We start from the raw sequence: 19,154 nt of genomic DNA on the forward strand, positions 1-19,154 counted from the left end.
AACAATTATCAGGGCGCCCGCCTATTGGGTGCCTGAGGTTCACACGATGTCCAAGCCTGCACTCGTTGCTCAGGGTTCCGCTGCCGTGCCTGCAGCAAGCAGCGACACCGCCCGTCGCTATTTCCAGTTGATGTTGCTGGTACTGGCCGCTGGCGCGATCTACCCGATCCTTTACCTGCGCCAGGTCTACCAGACCACCATGCTCGAAGTGTTCCATCTCAACCACAGCGAGCTGGGCTACCTGTACTCCATGCTCGGCACTGTCTTCTTGCTCAGCTACTTGCCCAGCGGCTGGCTGGCGGACCGTTTGCCGCCGCGCTTCCTGATTTTCTTCTCGCTGGTGGCCACCGGCGCGCTGGGCTTGTGGTACGCCAGCGTACCGTCCATGACCGGCCTGATGATCATCTTCGGCTGCTGGGGCCTGACCACCGGGCTGACGTTCTGGGCCTCGGTGCTCAAGCGCGTGAAGATGATTGCCCACCACACTGAACAGGGCCGTTTCTTCGGCATTCTCGACGGCGGGCGTGGCCTGGTCGAAGCGTTGCTGGCCACTGTGGCGCTGGGCCTGTTCGCTTATGCCACCGAGACCCGCAGCCAGTCGGCAGCCGAGGGTTTCAAGCAGGTGGTCTACCTGTATTCCTTCGTCTGTATTGCCATCGGTTGTGTGCTGGTGTTGCTCAAGGATCCCAAATCACTGGCCGAAACCAATGCGGTAGAGAAGGGCAGGTTCAACCTGATCACCGACCTGGCCACACTGGTGAAAATCCCCGAGCTGTGGCTGGTAACCGCCATTGTGTTCTGCGGCTATCACATGTTCTGGGCCACCTACAGCTTCTCCGACTACCTGCAAGGCAGCGGCATGACCGCGGTCATGGCCGGCACCATCACCACCATCAAGCTGTGGATGCGCCCCATTGGCGGCATCGGTGGCGGTTGGCTGGGAGACAGGTTCTCGAATATCTCGGTGCTGATCGTCGCGCTGGTGCTGGTGACCCTGAGCATGATCGGGCTGATCGTATTCCCGGCGCTCAACAGCCTGGGCTTGCTGATCGGCACGGTGATCTTTATCGGCCTGATGACCTACGCGATTCGTGGCCTGTACTGGGCAATACTCGACAGCTGCGACATTCCGCTGCGCATCACCGGCCTGGCGATCGGCATTGTTTCGGTGGTGGGGTATCTGCCCGACACCTTTATCCCGCTGATCAACGGCTACTTGACCGACACCTATCCGGGCAAGGTCGGCTACGACCTGTATTTCGGCTACATCGCCTTTATCGGCGTGCTGGGCACCCTTGCGGCCTTGACCCTGCGCGCCCGAATCAATCGTAAAAAATTCAACCGGACAGGTGCCTGAGATGAAAATCGTCGCCCTTGAAACCCATATCGTTGCCGTTCCACCGCCGCATATCGGTGGCATGTACTGGCTGTTCGTCAAACTCAAGACCGACTGCGGCATCGAAGGCGTCGGCGAGATCTACGCCGCCACCTTCGGTCCCAAGGCCATGCTGCCGATCATCGAAGACGTGTTCGAGCGCTATCTGCTCAACCATGACCCGCACCATATCGAACGCTTCTTTCGCCAGGCCTATTCCAGCGGTTTCACCCAGCGCCCGGACCTGACCATGATGGGCGTGGTCAGCGGCCTGGAAATGGCCTGCTGGGACATCATCGGCAAGGCTGCCAACAAACCGGTCTATGAGCTGCTCGGCGGCAAGGTCAACGAGCGTTTGCGTTCGTACACCTACCTGTATCCGCTCAACAGTAAGGGCGAGTACGACTACGACGACCCGGACCTGGCCGCCGAGTGCGCCATCGACAACATGAACAAGGGCTTCACCGCCGTGAAGTTCGACCCGGCAGGCCCTTACACCGCGTACTCGGGCCACCAGATTTCCATGGAAGTGCTGGAGCGCTGCGAGACCTTCTGCCGCAAGATCCGCGAGGCAGTAGGGGACAAGTGCGACCTGCTGTTCGGTACCCATGGGCAGATGGTGCCGTCTTCGGCAATCCGCCTGGCCAGGCGCCTGGAAAAATACGACCCACTGTGGTTCGAGGAGCCGGTCCCGCCGGGCCAGGAAGACGCCATGGCCCAGGTTGCGGCCAAGACCAGCATTCCAATCGCTACCGGCGAGCGGCTGACCACCAAGTATGAGTTCTTCAAACTGCTGCAAGCCGGTGGCGCGTCGATCCTGCAAATGAACGTGGCGCGCTGCGGCGGGCTGCTGGAAGCGAAGAAAATCGCAAGCATGGCCGAGGCGTACTACGCCCAGATCGCGCCGCACTTGTACAACGGTCCGATTGGGGCGGCGGCAAGCTTTCAGCTGGCGACGTGCACGCCGAACTTCCTGATCCAGGAAAGCATCATGACCTGGGGCGGCTTCCATGCCGAAGTGCTGACCAAACCGCTGCAATGGGAGGACGGCTACATCATTCCGTCTACCGAGCCAGGCTTGGGCGTGGAGCTGAATATGGACGTGGTGCGCAAGCACACGCCGTACACCGGTGAGCGTTTGCACCTGCAAATGGCGCCGACCCCGGCTGATGTCAAAGACACTTCGCCCGCCAAGGGCTAAAAAAACGACTTATGCGGTAACCGTGAATGACATACGACTACATCATCGCAGGCGCAGGCGCGGCGGGTTGCATCCTCGCCAACAGGCTTTCAGCTTCCGGGCAGTACTCCGTATTACTACTGGAAGCGGGCGGCAAGGACAGTTCCTGGTGGTTCAGGATCCCGGTCGGTTTCGCCAAGATGTACTACAACCCGACCTTTAACTGGATGTACTACAGCCAGCCGCAAAAGCAGCTGGCCGACCGTGCGATCTATGCGCCAAGGGGCAAAGTGCAGGGCGGTTCCGGCTCGATCAACGCAATGATCTATGTGCGCGGCCAGGCCCATGACTTCAATGACTGGGCCGCCAATGGCAACGACGGCTGGGGTTTTGAGGATGTGCTGCCGTATTTTCGCAAGCTGGAAAACCACCCGCTTGGCGACACCGAGTACCACGGCGGCAGCGGTCCTATCAGCATCACACCGATGAAGGGCCAGACTCACCCGATCTGCGACGTGTTCCTCAAGGGCTGCGAGCAACTGGGCTATGCCCACAGCGACGACTTCAACGGCCCGAACTTTGAAGGAGCAGGCCTGTATGACGTCAACACGCGCAACGGCGAACGCTGCTCCAGCAGCTTTGCGCACTTGCACCCGGCGCTTGGCCGCAAGAACCTGACCGTGGAGCTGCATGCACTGGTCGACCGCGTACTGTTCGACGACCGGCAGCGAGCCACCGGCATTGCCGTGACCCAGCGCGGCGTGGCCCGTACCTTCACGGCGCGCAAGGAAGTGATCCTCTGCGCCGGGGCGGTGGACACGCCGAAGATCCTGCAACTGTCCGGTGTCGCTGACCAGCAACTGCTGGCCGAACACGCGATACCGCTGGTCAAGCACCTGCCGGCGGTGGGCGAGAACTTACAAGACCACCTGTGCGCCAGCTATTACTACAAGGCCAATATCCCGACACTGAACGACGAGCTCAGCTCGCTGTTCGGCCAGCTGAAACTGGGCCTGAAGTACCTGCTGACCCGCAAGGGCGCGCTGGCCATGAGCGTCAACCAGGCCGGTGGTTTCTTTCGCGGCAACGATGAACAGACAGACCCGAACCTGCAACTCTACTTCAACCCGCTGTCCTACCAGATTCCGAAAAACAACAAGGCCAGCCTCAAGCCTGAGCCTTATTCCGGCTTCCTGCTGTGCTTCAACCCGTGCCGCCCGACCAGCCGCGGCACCATCCGCATCGCCTCGAAAAACCCACGAGATGCCGCACTGATCGACCCCAACTACCTGAGCACGCAAAAGGACATCGACGAGGTGATCCAGGGCAGCCGGCTGATGCGCAAGATCATGCAGGCACCGGCGCTCAAAGGCATCACCGTGGCCGAAGTGTTACCCGGCTCCGCCGTACAGACCGATGAGCAGATGCTGCAGTATTTTCGTGAAAACAGCGGCTCGATTTATCACCTGTGTGGATCTTGCGCCATGGGCCAGAATCCGCAGACATCGGTGGTGGACAAGCGCTTGAAGGTGCATGGGATTGAAGGGCTGCGGATTGTCGATGCGTCGATCTTTCCGAATGTGACGTCGGGTAATACGCATGCAGCGGTGTTGATGGTGGCGGAGAAGGGGGCTGATTTGATTTTGGGGGATGGTTGATTTCCGGCCTGCATACTAACTACCTACTTTGAAAACACCACTGAGCACGAATGAGTAGCGGTCCGGCTTTATGTAGAAGGTCGTGCGATCGCAGCAGCGGCCGTCGGCAAACCAAGAGGTGCGCTCCATCACCAGTAATGCCGCGCCACGTTTGATGCCCAGTGCACCGGCCAGGTCTTTGTCGGCCTGCTGCGCCCGTATGGCCATATCGGCACGGCTAACCGGGCAGCCGGTGACATGCTCCAGTACCGAATAGATAGGCTGTTGCTCCACGTCCTTCCACACCACGCTTGCCAGTTCGGCGGGGAGGTGGCTGCGCCCCAGAGCGATGGGCTCCTCGTCTACAAAATGCAGGCGTTCCACGCACAGCGATTGCACCGTCTCGGGAAACAGATGCCGCAGTCCTTCCGGGGTGGGCACCAACTGATGGGCAATGACCTGCATGGTCGGCTTCAGGCCTTGAAGCAGCAACGCCTCATGAAAGCTGCGCAATGCATCCAGCCCATGGCGCAGTTGCTTGGCCGCCACAAAGGTGCCTTTGCCTTGCTTGCGCTCAACCACTCCCTCGTCGCAAAGCTTGCCGATGGCCAGGCGTACGGTCACGCGGCTGACAGTGAAGCGCTCACCAATTTCTGCCTCCGAAGGCAGCTTGCCTGACGGTTCAAAATCACCTCGGTGGATCTCCTCTAGCAGTTGCTGGGCGATTTGCTGGTAAAGCGATGTGCTGCTGTCGCGAAGGATCGTCACTGTTCTATTCCATTAAGCACTGAGACCGGCCTCGGAAGGCTGAACTGCGTTTGCTTCTAAGGTTATGACAAGATGATATTACTTCAACTTGTATTAATACGTATTATTTCAGGACACCCATTGTAAACGACCTGATTACACTTGCCATGCCTTCCCAGCCTCCAGAGCCAAACCCGCCTGTCGATGCCTTGAGCGTTGAAGCGGTCAGCTTCAGTTACGCCAATGGTCACCAAGTGTTCGACCAGTTCAGCCTCAGTGCTCGCCCCGGCGAATTTGTCGCGATCCTTGGGCCTTCAGGGTGTGGCAAAACTACGTTGCTCAATCTGTTGTCGGGTTTTCAGCAGCCGAGTCAGGGACAGGTTCAAATCAATGGTGAGCCGGTACGTCCCGAGCGTGCAGAGCTGGGGTACGTGTTCCAGTCCCCCCAACTCTTTCCCTGGCTGAGCGCGCTGGATAATGTCCGCTTCGGCCTGCGCATGGCGGGGCAGAGCAGTGTCTCTGAGCAACGCGAGAAAGCGCTGTCGTACTTGCGGCTAGTGGGTCTGGAGCACGCTGCACAGCGGTTGCCTCAGCAATTATCCGGAGGGATGCAGCAACGCGTTTCGCTAGCCAGAACTCTGGCATTAGAGCCCAGCGTGTTGCTGATGGACGAGCCTTTTGCTGCGCTGGACGCCATCAGTCGCAATAGCATGAACGAAGAAACCCTGCGTATCTGGGCGCAGCTGGGCCAGACCGTTCTTTTCATCACCCACGACATTGATGAGGCGGTTTTTCTGGCTGATCGCGTGGTGGTGCTGAACATCGCTCCGGGCGGTATTCACAGCGAACTGCAGATCGATTTACCTCGCCCGCGCAGTAATTTGCAGACCCGTCGCTTGCCAGCCTTTATCGACTATCGCAATGAACTGATGGCACGTATTTCCCACGTCATGGCGCAGGCTCCTGGCGCTATTCAAACTCCTCACTCACCCGAGTTGACCGCATGATCAGACGCACGCTCCTGGCCGCTTCTCTGGCTGCTTTTACTTTAGCTGGCAACGCTTCGGCCGCTGACCAACCACTGCGCATCGGCTATGTCTTTGCCATGGCCAACGCACCGGCGCTGATTGCCGAGAAGGAGGGGTTCTATAAGCAGGAAGGGCTGGACGTAGACCTCAAGGCGCTGGGTGACGGCCCGGTGATTCAGCAGGCTCTGGCAGCAGGTGAACTGGACGTCGCCTATGTAGGTACGCCACCGGTTTACCAGTGGTACTCACGGGGACTCAAAAGCACGATTCTGGCCAAGGTCAACTATGGCCAGGCAGCCGTCATTGTCGATAACAAAAGTCCAATCCGTGATTTGTCCGGGCTTCACGGCAAGAAACTGGCGGGTGTCAAGAAAGGCAGCGGCATGGACGTACTATTGCGTGGCTATGTGCTCAAGGAAGCCGCCGGGCTCAATCCGGACAGCGACGTCGATATTATCGACATGCCACCGGGCAACATGAACGCTGCGCTGGAGCGAAACATCGTTGATGCCGCTTTTACGTGGGAACCCTTTGTCAGCCAGGCGCTGTTGCGTGGCAATACCCGTGTGCTGTTCGATGTCAACCAGGCGCTCCCGCAGTACCCATGGTATGTGGTCATTGCATTGCCCAAGACGCTGCAGGATCGCCCGGACGATGTGGTCAAGCTGCTCCGAGCACACCGCAAGGCCGTAGATTTCCTCAATCAACATCCCGAAGAATCCAACAAAATAATTGCCGAGGCTTTCAAACTCGAGGCCGTTCAGGGCGCCGATGGTAAAACCATCAGTCCAGAGCAGATTGTCGCGCAGGCACGCTCGCGTCTTGGATGGTCAGCCGATTTGCAGCCCAGCGATATCCAGTTCATCCAGCGCCTGATGAATTACTCGACGCAACTGGGCTTCATGAATACCCCTCTGGACACCAACGATCTGGTGGACACTTCTTACCTGGATAAAGCCTCGCGCTGAGCCTCTGATGTCGATACCAAAACCCAACTGGGGCTGGGCCTCGCTGCCATTTTTGCTGGTGGTCTGGATCATCCTGGCTTCACGCTTTCCCAGCTACGTGCTGCCGCAACCCTGGGTGGTTGCACAAGAGGCGATCCGCTGGATCAACGATGGATCGCTGTGGAAGCAATTTCGCGCCAGCATGCTGGAAGAGTTGGCCGGATTCACATCCGCCGTCGTGATCGCCGTGCTGCTGGGCACGGCTGGCGGTTTGTCGCGCCGTTTTCGCGACTTCATTGCGCCGCTCAACAGCCTGTTCATGGCGATTCCGCCGATCGCCTGGGCTCCGCTGATTTTGATCATTTTCGGCTTTGGATTCTTCTCCATTGTGCTGGTGATCTTTATCGCTGCCGTGTTCCCCATGGCGGTCACTATTCAGGAAGGTGTGCAGAGCATTCGCGGTGGAGAAGTGCGGGCCGCGCGTACGCTGGGTGCCAATACCCGGCAACTGCTGGTTCACGTTTACCTGCCCGCTTCGCTGCCATTCTTGACTGCGGCCTTGCGCATTGGCTTCAGCCAGGGTTGGCGTGCGCTGGTGGCGGCCGAAATGATCGGCGCTTCTCAGGGCATCGGCTGGATGGTTTCAATGGGCGGACAAATCGGCAACAGCAGCCAGGTGCTGCTCGGCATCGTCTTGATCGGCTTGCTGGCCTGGCTGATGGAAAGCCTGGTTTTCCGCCGTATCGAGCGTCACTACCAAGCTTGGCGTGCCCACTAAAAACGTTCTTTTCGAACCGCTTCTAGCAGATTCCCCACGAGGTGCATTTTGACGACTTCCTTCGACCCACGCGACGCGGGTGAATACACCGCCCCAATTGGCCTGTATGAGCGCAACAAGGCTCGGCCGTTTCTCGGAAGTATCAGCGGCGACCGACAAACGCTGGTCGCCGGACAGTGGGACGAGATCACCCTGACGTATGAAGTGGGTGCCAGCGGACTGGCGGATGGTGCCTGGTTGAAGCTGGCGTTCAAGTTCTATTCCGATTGGGCATTGTTTCAAACTTCTAACCCGTCGGGGCCTAACTATGTCAGTGCCGAGTATCAGGCAGGCGATCTGGTGCCAGGGCAGAGTCAGGCGACCGTACAGCACCTGAAGGTGCGCTTTGATCAGAAGGGGCATGAGCGGCCGTTTCAAAAGGCCATCATCATCGATGTTATCGACGGCTATCTGAATCCAGGTGATCGTATTGTCATTCGCCTCGGCGATCGTCGTCAGGGCGGGGCGGGCACTCGGGTGCAGAGCTTTGTCGAAAAAGGCTTCCGGTTGCGCCTTTTCATCGACCCGCTGGGCAGTTCGAAATTTGCTGAAGTTCCAGGCGACCTGCTGTGGGATATCGTGCCGGGTGTCGCGAGCCAGTTGCAGGTCATTGCGCCGCGACTGGTCAGTAGCGAAGAGGCTTTTGATGTCTTGCTGCGGGTCGACGATGCCTGGGGTAACACTTGCCAGCAGTTGCCGTTAAAAGGCAGTCTGCTATTGATTTCTCCTGATGGAGGAGAGCGCGACATTGCCTTCACGCTTGCCAGCGAGGGCTGGGCAGTGGTGCGGTTACCAGCGTTGAGTTTGAGTGAAATCGGAGAATGGCAGCTGCGCGCGCAGGTCACCGACGCCCGTGTGCGACCTGCCCAGGCATTCATCAACGTTGACCCTCAAGGCGCCGGTCTACGGCCACTGTATGCCGACCTGCATGTGCACTCCGACGACACCGTCGGCACCAATGACACACTGTATAACTTGAGCTATGGCCGTGATGTTGCAGGTCTGGACGTACTGGGTTACACCGCCAATGACTTCAACATCACCGAGCAGCGCTGGGATCAAGCGGTCAAACTTATTCATGAATTGAATGAGCCCGGACGGTTCGTCTGCTATCCGGGGACTGAGTGGTGTGGCAACTCCTGTGCCGGTGGCGACCGTAATGTGGTGTTCTTGCATGACCGCAAACCGGAGTTTCCCTTCGATAACCAAGGCCGTCTGGTTCGCTCGTTCGAGTGGAACGAGTTCACTGCCGGCACCATCAAGCCTGGGGCCTGGCCGGTGGATGAACTCTACGCCGCTTATGCCAAGGATCCTGAAGGGCATTTGATGATGCCCCATGTGGGCGGGCGGCGTTGCAACCTGGACTGGCACCATCCAGCCCTTGAGCGCCTGATTGAAGTCGGCTCGGCGTGGGGGCAGTTCCACTGGGTATATGCCGAAGCTTTGCAGCGTGGTTATCGAGTGGGCGCGGCAGCCAACAGTGATGAGCACCAGGGCCGTTGCGGTGGTGGCGTGCCTGCTACCGCAGTATTTGGCTCCCGGGGCGGTCTGACCGGCGTATTGTCGGCAGGCTTTGATCGTAAAAGTGTCGGCCAGGCCCTGCGTGCCCGTCGCACGTTTGCCACCACTGGCGAGCGTTCGTTTGCCAGCCTGAGTTCAGGCGAGCATCTGATGGGCGAGGTGTTCACCGCCTCGGAAGAGGCCAGCCTCGACTACCGTCTGCTCGGTGAAAACGGTTGGGAGCAGATCGATCTGTTCAACGGCGAGCAATTGATCTGGTCGCGCAACCTGCATGAAGAACTTGGCTTCAGCAGCCAGCGTATTCGCTTGCGTCTGGGCGGTGCGCGGATCAAGGATCGCTACCGTGGAGCCTACTGGACTGGCGAGATTCGCGTGACGGGCGCTGTCATCAAGCACTTCGATGCCTGTGGCCTGGATCACCCCGAACAGACTGTATGGCGTCAGGACTCAACCAGTCTTGCGTTCCGTACGGACACCAACGGCGACACTGACAGCATTGAAATTGAACTGTCCCGGTTGGCTGGCGCGCGCCTGGAAGTTCGCAGCCGAATCGACAACTACACAAAGGTGGGTGATCCAGCCAACCCGGAGGCTTTTGTGCATGCTCCCAATGTTGAGGTGCTACTGACCGGGGATGATTTGTTATCTCAAGGGCAGCACGTTGTAGAACTGCCCGGAGCAGAGCTGAAGTTATCGTTAGAGCGCATGACTGACCTGACTCTACCGCGAGAGATACAAGGGCAGCTAAAGATCTCGGATCTGCGTCTACAGGCAGGACGCGAACATGCTTTGTTCATCTGTGCACGGCAACGTGATCAGTCGCGTGTCTGGACGTCGGCTTTGTTTCTGACGTTGCCTAAAACAGAGGGATAGGGTGGAGCCAGCTTTAGTTAAACGCCGGATGCTATTGCTGATTGGCATCCGGGCGTTGACGATCGAGGTGGGACGCCGATTAATCCTCAAGGCCAGCTGCACCAATCGCGATTTAAGTGGAAAGCCCCAAAGCCCAGTATTTCCTAGGCCAAATCGAGAACTTCGATAAATGAGTGGAATCATTTATGGTTTTTCCGCTGAAGAAACAAAATAAATTGTGATTTTCCACCAATTATTTTCACCAGATTCGTGATTTTCCGCTGATTGATTTAAGCGATTTTTGAACCAATATGTACGTAATTCGCGTGAAGTTTTCAGCTGGACGAGATGGGGTAGAGCGGGTCACTGCCACGCTTTTCCCGGAGCTGGCTTCCATCTCCCAGTGATGACATTATTTCGCCATCTATAAATATCGTTGGTGGAGAATGGACTTGCTGGATTTTAAGGATGACGAACAGCTGAGGACTGGGTGTATTAGCCTCCAGGAGCAGGTAATGTCCTTGGCGGGTAATCAAAGCTGGATCGCCGAATTCCAGAAATGGTTGGTGCGTGTTAGGGATGTGTCTCATGAGGAGTTCCTAAGCAAGGACTTCCAGCTGGCGCTCTGGGACACCGAGGCTGTTTCGGCAACAGGCATGGGGCGCATCAACATTTCTGCGGTCGCCGATAATCCGGCAATCGCAGAGAGCCTCTGGCATCTGAAGCAAAAGTACGCGCAGACAAACGATCCTTCTGAGAATGAGATGCTCATCGCTGACGCCTGGGCTCAAATTGCGTCCGCGGTTGCTGGGCTGACCAAAAGAAACCCTCGACATCAAGATGTACCGTGTTTTCGCATTGCTTTGTCCTGGCGCTTTCACGTCGATAGCGCATCATCGAAAACTGCGCGAGCTGGCTCATGCCTTGGGGCTTCCACTGAGCGGTCAGAGGCGTCATCTGCACCGCCTCGTATTGAACCGGTTAGATGACGTGCTGGGTGAGGTGGCTGACGTCTATTCCAGGGAGGGCGTCTCACGCTTGACGCTGCCTTGGCTACTGTTTGTCAACTATGTTCAGAACCCAGAAGGCGAAGCCACCGAAATATCCGACCTGGAGACAGGTGACGAAGTACTCAAGCCCTTGCCTCCTGAGAGAAGGAGGCGCGGTCTGCTGGCGATTGGCGGAGGCACAGCCACCATTCAAAGCATGATCGACTTTGCAACAGATGGATGTACACGTGAAGACTTCATCCAACACTTGCAATCGATCAGCCCTCAATCAAAAACGTCGACTTGCAATACTCAGCTGAACGCTCTGATCGCCGAGTGGGGCGTGTTACGTGCCAACGCAAATAACCTGCAATTAACGCCTCGCGGCGAGGCATTTCTGGAGTCGGGTGATCCAGATGAGATCATTGACTGGATGATCACCCGCATCTTGGGGTTTGACTATTTGCTAGCGGCATTGCGTGACCCACCTTTATCTAACCGTGATGCCATCCTTACACTCAGAAAGGCGAACCGTAGATTTTCGCTTCATAACATAACGGGTCTCCTCTCACAGACCCGTTTTTCATTTTATTCTGAAGGTGTTTCTGAGTGCGAGGCCTATCAAAAATATCAGAAGGATAGAAATTGATTTTTGAAGAATTATGAAGAGGGTAGCCACTAGGCTAATGTAGCCACCGCTAGAGATGAGTTCGGTTTTGAGGGTGCCGGCCATTTTTTCAAGCCCAGGTAAAGGAATGGCCTGGAGAATAGAAAATTCGATGCCGGAGACATCGAAGCTGCACTTTTGCTGGTCAGGAAGGCAATGCGTTGCCCATGACAGCACTCCATATACGCATGAGAAAAAAATAAACGATATCAGGTATGCCATTAAAGGTCTGGATATGCTGGAACCATAGCATGAGAGCTTCTCGTAGGCGAGAAACAGCCAGCGTTTTCCACCTGTCAAACCTTTGGCTATCTCGGCCATTTCAAGCCTGAAAAAAAGCTGCTCCTCATGCGGTGCTTGAAGTTGTCCGAAGGATAGGCGTAGGTGGCGGTACGCTCGGGCGCTACTTTCTTTGCCGGTCGGTCTAGGGAAAGTTACATCTTTGAAAGACACATCCTGATGAAGTGTGCAACCAAAAAAGATAGGAGGTCTGCCAAAGACAGCGCCATCGAATGTCGTCGTATCCCGGAATTCGCGATTTTTGAAGCTGACATCTTCTTTGAATAGGCATCTCTTAAATGAGATTGCGTTGAATGTTTCGCTTGTGGGATCGTAAGGTGTCCAGTTGATTTTTTCTTTGGTGGTGTCTTGAATGGTTTCGAAGCACACGGCCTGCCTAAAAAAACAGTCGTTAAAACTTATGTCAGGGCCAAATCTTGCTCCGTTGAATCGAGTGCAATGGCCAAATGAAGATTTGGCAAATGAGTTATTGCCCTCGAACTCTGCGTAATCAAAGTCGATCCAGTCTTCGACAGTCATCGATTCCAGCTTTGTGTTCTTGAGGAACTTGGTGTCTTTGAAGCTGGAGCGTGCATCTACAAATGTATTTGAAAAGTCTGATGACTCGCCGAAAATTGCTCGATCAAAGGAGGTGTATCGTGGAAATTTTGCCCCTTTGAAGCTTGCGCCGCTGCCAAATTTGAAGTCATGGAACCAAACCCCTCCGTCGAACTGGCATGCCATCCCTCGGAAGTCGGTGTCGGAAAAATCGGCAATATTTTTGTAGTCAAAATGACCATAGGGCGTGGATGGGAACTTCTCTCGCCAAGAATTCCAAGCTCGGAAACCCATTTTGGCCAGCGCCAAACATCCTTCCTTGCTGATGCTGTCTGGAGTTCCGTGCTCCGGCTGCTCAAAAAACATTATCAAACTTTCTTTGAGCTCTTCGTCTACGTCATTGAGTATTTCTCGGATATCGATTTTTTGAGTGTCTTGCATTTCGGCACGCTTGATGAAGTGACGTTGGGAATGTGCGGATCATTCGGGGCGAAACATATCATCGATATGGCCAGTGTGGGGTGGGTACGACACTGAATTTCGGGTGGCGCTCAGGTGCTAGGAAGGATTCGCTCCCCGAGGTAGCTTCCTCTGATCTGGCCTAATGATTCCGGACACCCCCAAAGGAGCGGTACCCTACCGCTCAACGATGAGGTGTCCGTGTAGTGGTCTAATGAAACCGGACACCCATTTAGGCGAGAATGCTCGCCAGATCAGAGGTGTCTGATGACCAAACAACGTCGTTCTTTTTCCGCCAAGGCTATAGCTATATCGAAGCCAGCCGCTCGCTTGGTGTGATTGAGTCCGCGTTGCGCCGCTGGGTTAATCAGCTTCAGCAGGAGCGCACCGGCGTTACTCCGCAGAGTAAAGCGCTGACGCCAGAGCAACAGAAAATCCAGGAATTGGAAGCTCGAATCGCTCGACTTGAGCGGGAGAAATCCATTTTAAAAAAGGCTACCGCGCTCTTGATGTCGGAAGAGCACGAGCGCATGCGCTGATTGATCAACTGAGCCCCCAAGAGCCGGTTGATTGGCTTTGCGCAGTCTTTGATGTCACTCGTTCGTGTTACTACGCCCACCGTCTCAGGCGCCAAACTCCAGACGTTGAGCGGCTTCGGTTACGCAGCCGGGTTAACGAACTGTTTACGCAAAGTCAAAGCGCCGCCACTGGCCCCCGCTTATGCCGAGAAAAAACTTAACGTCGTGTCCGGGATTAGTTGACCACTACATCGGTTGATGGTTAACGTCCACCGGCCAGGCCACTCAGGAAGTGTTTCCCACGAACTCCGGCCGTTCATGCGGCTTGATGACCGATGGGCTCGTCGTCCACCATGCGGCATCAATTCAAAAGCAGGGCCATGGTCATGAGGTTTCCCAGACAAATCCAACACCTCGGGCTGGCCGCGCTCCTGCTCTCCAAGATTCGGAAAGATCCTGACGACCTCAGCACAGTGCTGACTCTTCAGCGCTTTCTGCTCCGACAGATCATCACAGCTGAGCATCGGGTAAAGCGGCTTAAGAAGGCGAGAGCCCGCATGCAAGCCTTGAAACGCAAAGGTTCAACGAGGGAAAGATCAACAATCCTCAAGGCGCTGGCGTCAAAAGCTGCTAACCGGATCCAGGATCTCCACCAGTTGATCTTTCTGTGGAAGTGCTTTGGTGATGGTATCGCTTGTGTCTATCAAAGCTCCTACAGCCTCAAGCACCTGTATTTTGATGGGGAGTACGAGGTGAAGAGCGACCCGGGTTTTATGCTCGGCAAGACCGGGTTCATGAACGAGTATCGCTTTCTACGCAGGGCGCTCGCCATGAACGTACCTGCCATCCTGTCAGACCTTACGAACGTCATCCGTCACGGTGACGTCTGCTTGATGGGCGCTGCCGATCCACTGCCTTGGGAGATCAAAAGCTCTACGAACACCAACGTGCGCGTGAAGAAGCAGCAGGAACAAATTCGGGTGCTGCAGGAGTTCTTCTCAAATGACTACGCGGCGAATTTTCGAGGACTGGCCAATGCCAAGCGCGTCGAAGTATCTGTTCCCCTCGTCAGTTACGAGGATCAGATCAACGAGTGTCTGACGAAGGCCCAGCAACATGGGACGGCGGTTGTGGCCCCTGAGCTTGGCCTGACCTACCTGTGCGGATGGAATGTTGCTGGGAAGGCTGATGCTTTTCTAGATCTACACGGGCAATATCAAACGCCCACCACGTTGACTGTTTCTCTAACGCCTGAACCCACCTGGGAGCATCACAAATCGTTCACCGTCACACTGTCTCCCGCCAACACGGTGTTGTTCATGCAGGAACGGTTTACCTGCCTCGTCTTGATTGACTTGGCAGTGGTGAGGCAGCTGTTGGATGAGCGCGCGTTGGAACCGGTGATTCTCATGGATGGCATCAGCGCCATTCAAATCGCGCCAAGAGTAAACAAGGAGCGCGGCAACTCTGAGGGCAAGGGAATTGCCGTTGACTGGGAAAACAGAGTCGGGGTTTTCAGGCTGAGCGAGCAGCATTTCTTGAGAGTCGCGACCCAGTTCGAGTCACTTCAATGGTTCGCCGACAACTTGGCACAACAAATCGAAGCCATGCGCAGCGAGCGTCCGAAAGAGGCGATGATGGCAGGTGACCCATCATTGTCGGAGATACCTAAAGATTGGCTCTTCGCGAAGGATCGTTATGCTGAACCATCCGGTGATTGAGTGAGGATGCATGGGTGATCTGGAGGACTACTGGCCTGTCTGCACGTACTCCAGGCTGGGCGGGCTGCTCGTTTAAAACGTAGCCGTCAGCGGGTTAGGCCCGGGGACAAATCTAATGCCCCATGGCTTATAGAGCAGACAGTAGCTTTTCCAGCCGGGCATTTTCCCAGGTGCTCAACAGCTCAACCGGGTCGGTACCAAATCGCTGGAATGAATCAAATCTGTAGGCGCGGCCATCAGGACAGTAGCAACTGTCGCAGTAATCGAGGGTATCGCAATCGTTATAAAAGGTGATCACCCAGCCATCCACCTCGACAGTCATCAGCCCGGTATAGATGTCTGCCCAGGAATGCGTGCCTAAGCGCCGCATAGTGCGAACTCCCAGTGCGATGTCGCGCATAACCTGATAGGCCTCGCGGGCGGTAAGGGGCGTAGGGGACAAAGCAGATGCACCTTTCTCGATCACAGTTCACGCAATGGTATACGAACGAGGGGATCGGTTGCGTGATCCGCATAGGCTTTCGCGTCTGCATACGGCGAACAGAAGTGTGCGCATCGGCCCTCTAAGAGTAGATTTTTCAGCGCACTTTGCCGAGTATGGTTGGCTCGAACTTACAAGGAGTTATCCGTGCCAGATCCTATCAGAGCCGTGTTCACCAACGATGCCGTCGATGCAGCGTTCCGATACGCAGACAACCTTTGCAGCGACCCGAGCCACGCTATCAATGAAGTCGTGATCCTCGTTCCGGCAATGGCCAACATCAAAGTTAGCACCACGCTCGGTTCCTTCCTGGGCGCGACCCGCGCCAAGGCACTGGAAAAAGGTGAGCGCACTACGGTGGGTGGAAAGCCCGCTCGGTTGATGACCAAGAGGACGCTGACACACTTTTTGCCGGGTACCTTGGTCATTTGTCCGTACGCTAGCAAGGACATCATGGACAAGGTCGATGCTGCAGGTCAGGTGGCCGCGGTGATTGCCTTACCTTGGTGTGAAGACGCCGTGGCCGAGTGGATTAAATCTTGGTCGCCCATGGTAGATGGCGTGCGGCAAACTCAGCCGGCGAAGCTGATAGATGATCCGGTCGTAGTCAAGGCCATGGAGTCACTCACCCGCCGTGTGAACCCGTCCAATCCGCTCTCGCACCCTAACGACCAAGAGCACGCAGTTCGGACTCTCAAAATCTTGCGACGGAAGAATCACTCCCTGGACGCTGATGGCATCAGAGCCTGGGCGGTGGCTCATGGATGGAAGCCAGATGCAGCGGATGAGCTTGCGGTACTCGCGATAAAGATCGCCGCACTGAAGACTAAACCGACACTGGATCGCCTTGAGGTTGCTGCAACTACCTATGCAATCTGGGTAGATGCTGCGAAGAAATAACGGTGAAACCCCATCGGGTTGGCATGGCCAGATTTGGAGGTTGCACCCGTAGAACGCAGCACCTTGATCGGGCCACCGCATAGCCAACCATTCTTGTTATGCGGGATGCGGCGACGCCGCGCTGAGCCCGATCCCGTGACCCCGTACCCTAGGATTCAGATATGTCGTTCGCAAATGCATATCAGGCAGCGATGAAGCTGCAGAGCAAGAGGGGGCGCTGCCTGCACTTCAGTGATGGCGTGCAATGCAACGAGATCATCTCGGCCCACTCCATACAGAAACGGGGACAACTGGGCCTGATTGCTGAAGATGGTCATGTGTATCGGCTCAATGCCGACCTGTCGACCTTGAAGGAAACGGGGGGCAAACCACTGCCCAAAAAAATTGGGGTGAATCGCGCGTCGACCTTTCCAGGAATGTGCAAGCAGCACGACAACAAGCTCTTCTCACCCATTGATGATCGGCCCCTGTCGGTCGATCCGCACCAAGTGGCACTGTACGCATACCGCAGTATCTGCCGAGAATATTTCGTCAAAGAGAACGCGTCGAAGTCCCTCACTGAGATGCTCGAGCACCCAGGGCTCGGAGTTGAGCAACGCCAGATGCTGGCTGACGCTGCGTATGGACAATCCCTCGGTTTTGAGCGCCTCAAGCGTCACAAACTCATCTACGATGAATGTCTCTCGGCCAGCGATTTCAGCGGTCTGAAGTTCATTATCTTTGGTTCGACGTCGCGATGCTCGCTGCAGGCCTCGGGGCTGATCTTCCCCGATTTTGATTTTCAAGGCCGCCAGCTACAGGATCTGGGCCCCGAGACCAGAGATCTGGATCTTCTGGTCTTCTTCACAGCTCCCACCGAATACGGTTGGGCTTTCGTCTTGGCGTGGGATGAATCAAGCGATCTGAGTTGCCAGCGATTCGTTTATTCGTTGGCGCAATCAGGGCGAGGCGGCGGGAAGATTGAGGATATGTTGCTGCGGTTCTCACTCGCGTGTTGTGAGAACCATGCAATCCGGATCTCCTGGTGGAACTCGCTAGATACGGTCGCGAAGAGCCAGGCTTTAGACTTCATGGCGTTCATGGCGGATCCGACCTTGGGGATACGATCGGATTACCTGGTAGCGGGCTGCGAGGGGCTGGCGGACTGGTCGTTTAATAACGTCCGAGATGTTCGTTGAACAGGACGCTCGGCCGCCACATGGGCACGTCGCCCCGACGGCGAACCTCTACTCTGGCCCGAGCTGGCCGTGGAGGGAGAGTGCGCCAGCTACCGCCTGACTATCAATCCTTGAATTCCAGTTTTGGGCGAGGAGGGTATCCGGCTACGCTGGCGATATCGAATTCAGAAGGCCCATCGTAGCTCGTGACGGTGGCCGCCCACTGCCTCACTTCCTCATCCCACGCAGGGTCACAGAAATCAGCGTTCGGCCAGTAGTTGTGAACGTCGGTGTAATTGAGTTGCTCAGCGATGGTGCGTTCTGTACCACCCAGCACACACCAGGCTGCGTACATACGTATCTTCCAGCTCGGAGCCGTCAATATGTGCACCGGGTCGTACGGGTCAAATCCTAAGGCAGCCGCCTCAGCATCGAAGGACAACAGAGCAGTGATGGATTGTCCGTTGTCAGACCCATCCTTGGCCATGTCATCTACCCAGCGCAAGAGATAGCCAAGCGACTGAAATTTACTGAGCGGCCGGCTTTCACCCTTATCGATGACATGGCTAGTTGCCTCATGATCACCCTTCTTGGATTTGACTGTACGGAAGCTAAAGCTTGCCTGGGACATTACGCGCGATCCTTTTTGTTATTGTTTTTTTACACGTTAACCATTGAGCAAAGCGCGTCGCAAGTGTTGACCATGCGAGCCAGAGCTCCGTTGAATGCCTCTGGTCGTTGAGCACCAGCTGCAAATCTCATCGGAAATCTTCATTCCAGAGACATTGCTCAGTCACCCCAATCGCTGTATTACGATCGCTTACGTTGAGCATCGAGATGCGTGTGCGCGAAAAATCGAGGGTTGGCCAATAGTTTTCGTAAGCTTCATATTCCATTGCAACGGCGGCGGCTTGCTCCTGGGCATCAAGCAAGCACCAGGCGCTTTGCATGCGACCCTTCCAGTCCTTCTTCTTCAGAAGTTGAGTCGCCCCCTTCGATCCCAGTCGTCGCTCATCAGCGTGTCGACAAAAAATTTCGCAGCAGCGTGTTCAAACGTAGAGCTAAGCTCGATCATCGCATCCATTACCCGATAGGACATCCCGACGGCTTGGAATATCGATAATGTCTGACTGTCCTGTTTCAGCAAATTTTTCTGAACGCTCAACGATTCGGCAAGAGGTATTGGAAACACGAGGAATGTGATCGGGTGCTGGGACATGGATATCGGCTTATTCATGATGCCTATGGGGCGAAAGCCGGAGCAACCGATTTAAAAAGGTTATTGATTCAAGGAAAAGCGAGCCGTTCGCGCTGTCGTGAT

General features: G+C 55.9%; 18 protein-coding genes and 1 pseudogene. 13 read left to right on the top strand and 6 right to left on the bottom strand.

What is annotated here, in order from left to right; translation table 11 throughout:
• Window positions 1–46 precede the first annotated feature (46 nt).
• The 3 genes from ACYAS9_RS13325 to ACYAS9_RS13335 are packed head-to-tail and all read left to right on the top strand — an operon-like array spanning window position 47 to window position 4,213.
• Window positions 47–1,357 (top strand): MFS transporter, encoded by a 1,311-nt coding sequence (locus ACYAS9_RS13325; protein WP_463568762.1) that lies wholly within the window; start codon window positions 47–49, stop codon window positions 1,355–1,357.
• Window position 1,358: 1 nt separating this feature from the next.
• The gene (locus tag ACYAS9_RS13330) at window positions 1,359–2,576 is read left to right on the top strand and encodes a mandelate racemase/muconate lactonizing enzyme family protein (RefSeq protein WP_463568763.1); all 1,218 of its coding nucleotides are present in this window, start codon (window positions 1,359–1,361) and stop codon (window positions 2,574–2,576) included.
• A 26-nt stretch (window positions 2,577–2,602) separates the two neighbouring features.
• Window positions 2,603–4,213, top strand: a complete 1,611-nt coding sequence (locus ACYAS9_RS13335; RefSeq protein WP_463568764.1) for a GMC family oxidoreductase — start codon at window positions 2,603–2,605, stop codon at window positions 4,211–4,213.
• A gap of 15 nt (window positions 4,214–4,228) precedes the next feature.
• Here ACYAS9_RS13335 and ACYAS9_RS13340 read toward each other — a convergent pair whose 3' ends face one another.
• Window positions 4,229–4,960, bottom strand: a complete 732-nt coding sequence (locus ACYAS9_RS13340) for a GntR family transcriptional regulator (protein WP_463568765.1) — start codon at window positions 4,958–4,960, stop codon at window positions 4,229–4,231.
• A 146-nt stretch (window positions 4,961–5,106) separates the two neighbouring features.
• On the opposite strand from ACYAS9_RS13340, the gene ACYAS9_RS13345 reads away from it, so the two are divergent.
• The 6 genes from ACYAS9_RS13345 to ACYAS9_RS13370 all read left to right on the top strand — a co-directional run bounded on the left by ACYAS9_RS13345 (window position 5,107) and on the right by ACYAS9_RS13370 (window position 11,742).
• A complete protein-coding gene (locus ACYAS9_RS13345; RefSeq protein ID WP_463568766.1) occupies window positions 5,107–5,946 on the top strand; it encodes an ABC transporter ATP-binding protein in 840 nt (279 codons plus the stop codon).
• On the top strand, window positions 5,943–6,935 hold the full coding sequence (locus tag ACYAS9_RS13350; protein WP_463568767.1) for an ABC transporter substrate-binding protein: 993 nt from the start codon (window positions 5,943–5,945) through the stop codon (window positions 6,933–6,935). Before ACYAS9_RS13345 ends, ACYAS9_RS13350 begins: the two co-directional genes overlap by 4 nt.
• Window positions 6,936–6,942: 7 nt before the next feature.
• Window positions 6,943–7,692: an ABC transporter permease gene (locus tag ACYAS9_RS13355; RefSeq protein ID WP_463568768.1), complete on the top strand. Its 750-nt coding sequence runs from the start codon at window positions 6,943–6,945 to the stop codon at window positions 7,690–7,692.
• 48 nt (window positions 7,693–7,740) lie between these two features.
• Window positions 7,741–10,125 carry a CehA/McbA family metallohydrolase domain-containing protein gene (locus tag ACYAS9_RS13360; protein ID WP_463568769.1) on the top strand — a complete coding sequence of 795 codons (2,385 nt, stop codon included), beginning with the start codon at window positions 7,741–7,743 and terminating at the stop codon, window positions 10,123–10,125.
• A gap of 494 nt (window positions 10,126–10,619) precedes the next feature.
• Window positions 10,620–11,093 (top strand): hypothetical protein, encoded by a 474-nt coding sequence (locus ACYAS9_RS13365; RefSeq protein WP_463568770.1) that lies wholly within the window; start codon window positions 10,620–10,622, stop codon window positions 11,091–11,093.
• Window positions 11,094–11,106: 13 nt separating this feature from the next.
• Window positions 11,107–11,742: a hypothetical protein gene (locus ACYAS9_RS13370; protein ID WP_463568771.1), complete on the top strand. Its 636-nt coding sequence runs from the start codon at window positions 11,107–11,109 to the stop codon at window positions 11,740–11,742.
• Here ACYAS9_RS13370 and ACYAS9_RS13375 read toward each other — a convergent pair.
• Window positions 11,677–13,038, bottom strand: a complete 1,362-nt coding sequence (locus ACYAS9_RS13375) for a pentapeptide repeat-containing protein (RefSeq protein WP_463568772.1) — start codon at window positions 13,036–13,038, stop codon at window positions 11,677–11,679. The two genes, ACYAS9_RS13370 and ACYAS9_RS13375, sit on opposite strands and share 66 nt — an antisense overlap.
• A 314-nt stretch (window positions 13,039–13,352) precedes the next feature.
• On the opposite strand from ACYAS9_RS13375, the pseudogene ACYAS9_RS13380 reads away from it, so the two are divergent.
• Together ACYAS9_RS13380 and ACYAS9_RS13385 are read left to right on the top strand one after the other, a co-directional pair.
• A pseudogene (locus ACYAS9_RS13380) lies at window positions 13,353–13,762 on the top strand (transposase); the annotation flags it as partial.
• A 147-nt stretch (window positions 13,763–13,909) separates the two neighbouring features.
• On the top strand, window positions 13,910–15,295 hold the full coding sequence (locus tag ACYAS9_RS13385) for a hypothetical protein (RefSeq protein ID WP_463568773.1): 1,386 nt from the start codon (window positions 13,910–13,912) through the stop codon (window positions 15,293–15,295).
• 127 nt (window positions 15,296–15,422) lie between these two features.
• Here the strand turns inward: ACYAS9_RS13385 and ACYAS9_RS13390 are convergent, their stop codons facing one another.
• Entirely contained in the window at window positions 15,423–15,737 is a 315-nt protein-coding gene (locus ACYAS9_RS13390) for a DUF7693 family protein (protein WP_463568929.1), read from the bottom strand.
• 186 nt (window positions 15,738–15,923) lie between these two features.
• Between ACYAS9_RS13390 and ACYAS9_RS13395 the strand changes: the two genes are divergently transcribed.
• Window positions 15,924–16,676 carry a hypothetical protein gene (locus ACYAS9_RS13395; RefSeq protein WP_463568774.1) on the top strand — a complete coding sequence of 251 codons (753 nt, stop codon included), beginning with the start codon at window positions 15,924–15,926 and terminating at the stop codon, window positions 16,674–16,676.
• 161 nt (window positions 16,677–16,837) lie between these two features.
• Complete coding sequence (locus ACYAS9_RS13400; RefSeq protein WP_463568775.1) at window positions 16,838–17,854, top strand: hypothetical protein; 1,017 nt, start codon at window positions 16,838–16,840, stop codon at window positions 17,852–17,854.
• 103 nt (window positions 17,855–17,957) lie between these two features.
• Here ACYAS9_RS13400 and ACYAS9_RS13405 read toward each other — a convergent pair whose 3' ends face one another.
• From ACYAS9_RS13405 to ACYAS9_RS13415, 3 genes are all read right to left on the bottom strand, one after another.
• Window positions 17,958–18,464 (bottom strand): hypothetical protein, encoded by a 507-nt coding sequence (locus tag ACYAS9_RS13405; protein WP_463568776.1) that lies wholly within the window; start codon window positions 18,462–18,464, stop codon window positions 17,958–17,960.
• Between the two features lie 127 nt (window positions 18,465–18,591).
• Window positions 18,592–18,783 carry a hypothetical protein gene (locus ACYAS9_RS13410; RefSeq protein ID WP_463568777.1) on the bottom strand — a complete coding sequence of 64 codons (192 nt, stop codon included), beginning with the start codon at window positions 18,781–18,783 and terminating at the stop codon, window positions 18,592–18,594.
• A 23-nt stretch (window positions 18,784–18,806) separates the two neighbouring features.
• Window positions 18,807–19,052, bottom strand: coding sequence for a hypothetical protein (locus tag ACYAS9_RS13415; protein WP_463568778.1), 246 nt, complete (start codon window positions 19,050–19,052; stop codon window positions 18,807–18,809).
• Between the last annotated feature and the right edge of the window lie 102 nt (window positions 19,053–19,154).

The sequence above is a fragment of the Pseudomonas sp. HP_08 genome (genome assembly GCF_055284095.1).

Bases quoted from the DNA above. Each gene is read 5' to 3' on its own strand.
- ACYAS9_RS13405 (WP_463568776.1), bottom strand. From the start codon at position 18,464: ATGTCCCAGGCAAGCTTTAGCTTCCGTACAGTCAAATCCAAGAAGGGT.
- ACYAS9_RS13345 (WP_463568766.1), top strand. From the start codon at position 5,107: ATGCCTTCCCAGCCTCCAGAGCCAAACCCGCCTGTCGATGCCTTGAGC.
- ACYAS9_RS13355 (WP_463568768.1), top strand. From the start codon at position 6,943: ATGTCGATACCAAAACCCAACTGGGGCTGGGCCTCGCTGCCATTTTTG.
- ACYAS9_RS13330 (WP_463568763.1), top strand. From the start codon at position 1,359: ATGAAAATCGTCGCCCTTGAAACCCATATCGTTGCCGTTCCACCGCCG.
- ACYAS9_RS13415 (WP_463568778.1), bottom strand. From the start codon at position 19,052: ATGTCCCAGCACCCGATCACATTCCTCGTGTTTCCAATACCTCTTGCC.
- ACYAS9_RS13335 (WP_463568764.1), top strand. From the start codon at position 2,603: ATGACATACGACTACATCATCGCAGGCGCAGGCGCGGCGGGTTGCATC.
- ACYAS9_RS13410 (WP_463568777.1), bottom strand. From the start codon at position 18,783: ATGCAAAGCGCCTGGTGCTTGCTTGATGCCCAGGAGCAAGCCGCCGCC.
- ACYAS9_RS13325 (WP_463568762.1), top strand. From the start codon at position 47: ATGTCCAAGCCTGCACTCGTTGCTCAGGGTTCCGCTGCCGTGCCTGCA.
- ACYAS9_RS13350 (WP_463568767.1), top strand. From the start codon at position 5,943: ATGATCAGACGCACGCTCCTGGCCGCTTCTCTGGCTGCTTTTACTTTA.
- ACYAS9_RS13375 (WP_463568772.1), bottom strand. From the start codon at position 13,038: ATGCAAGACACTCAAAAAATCGATATCCGAGAAATACTCAATGACGTA.
- ACYAS9_RS13365 (WP_463568770.1), top strand. From the start codon at position 10,620: ATGTCCTTGGCGGGTAATCAAAGCTGGATCGCCGAATTCCAGAAATGG.
- ACYAS9_RS13400 (WP_463568775.1), top strand. From the start codon at position 16,838: ATGTCGTTCGCAAATGCATATCAGGCAGCGATGAAGCTGCAGAGCAAG.
- ACYAS9_RS13385 (WP_463568773.1), top strand. From the start codon at position 13,910: ATGGGCTCGTCGTCCACCATGCGGCATCAATTCAAAAGCAGGGCCATG.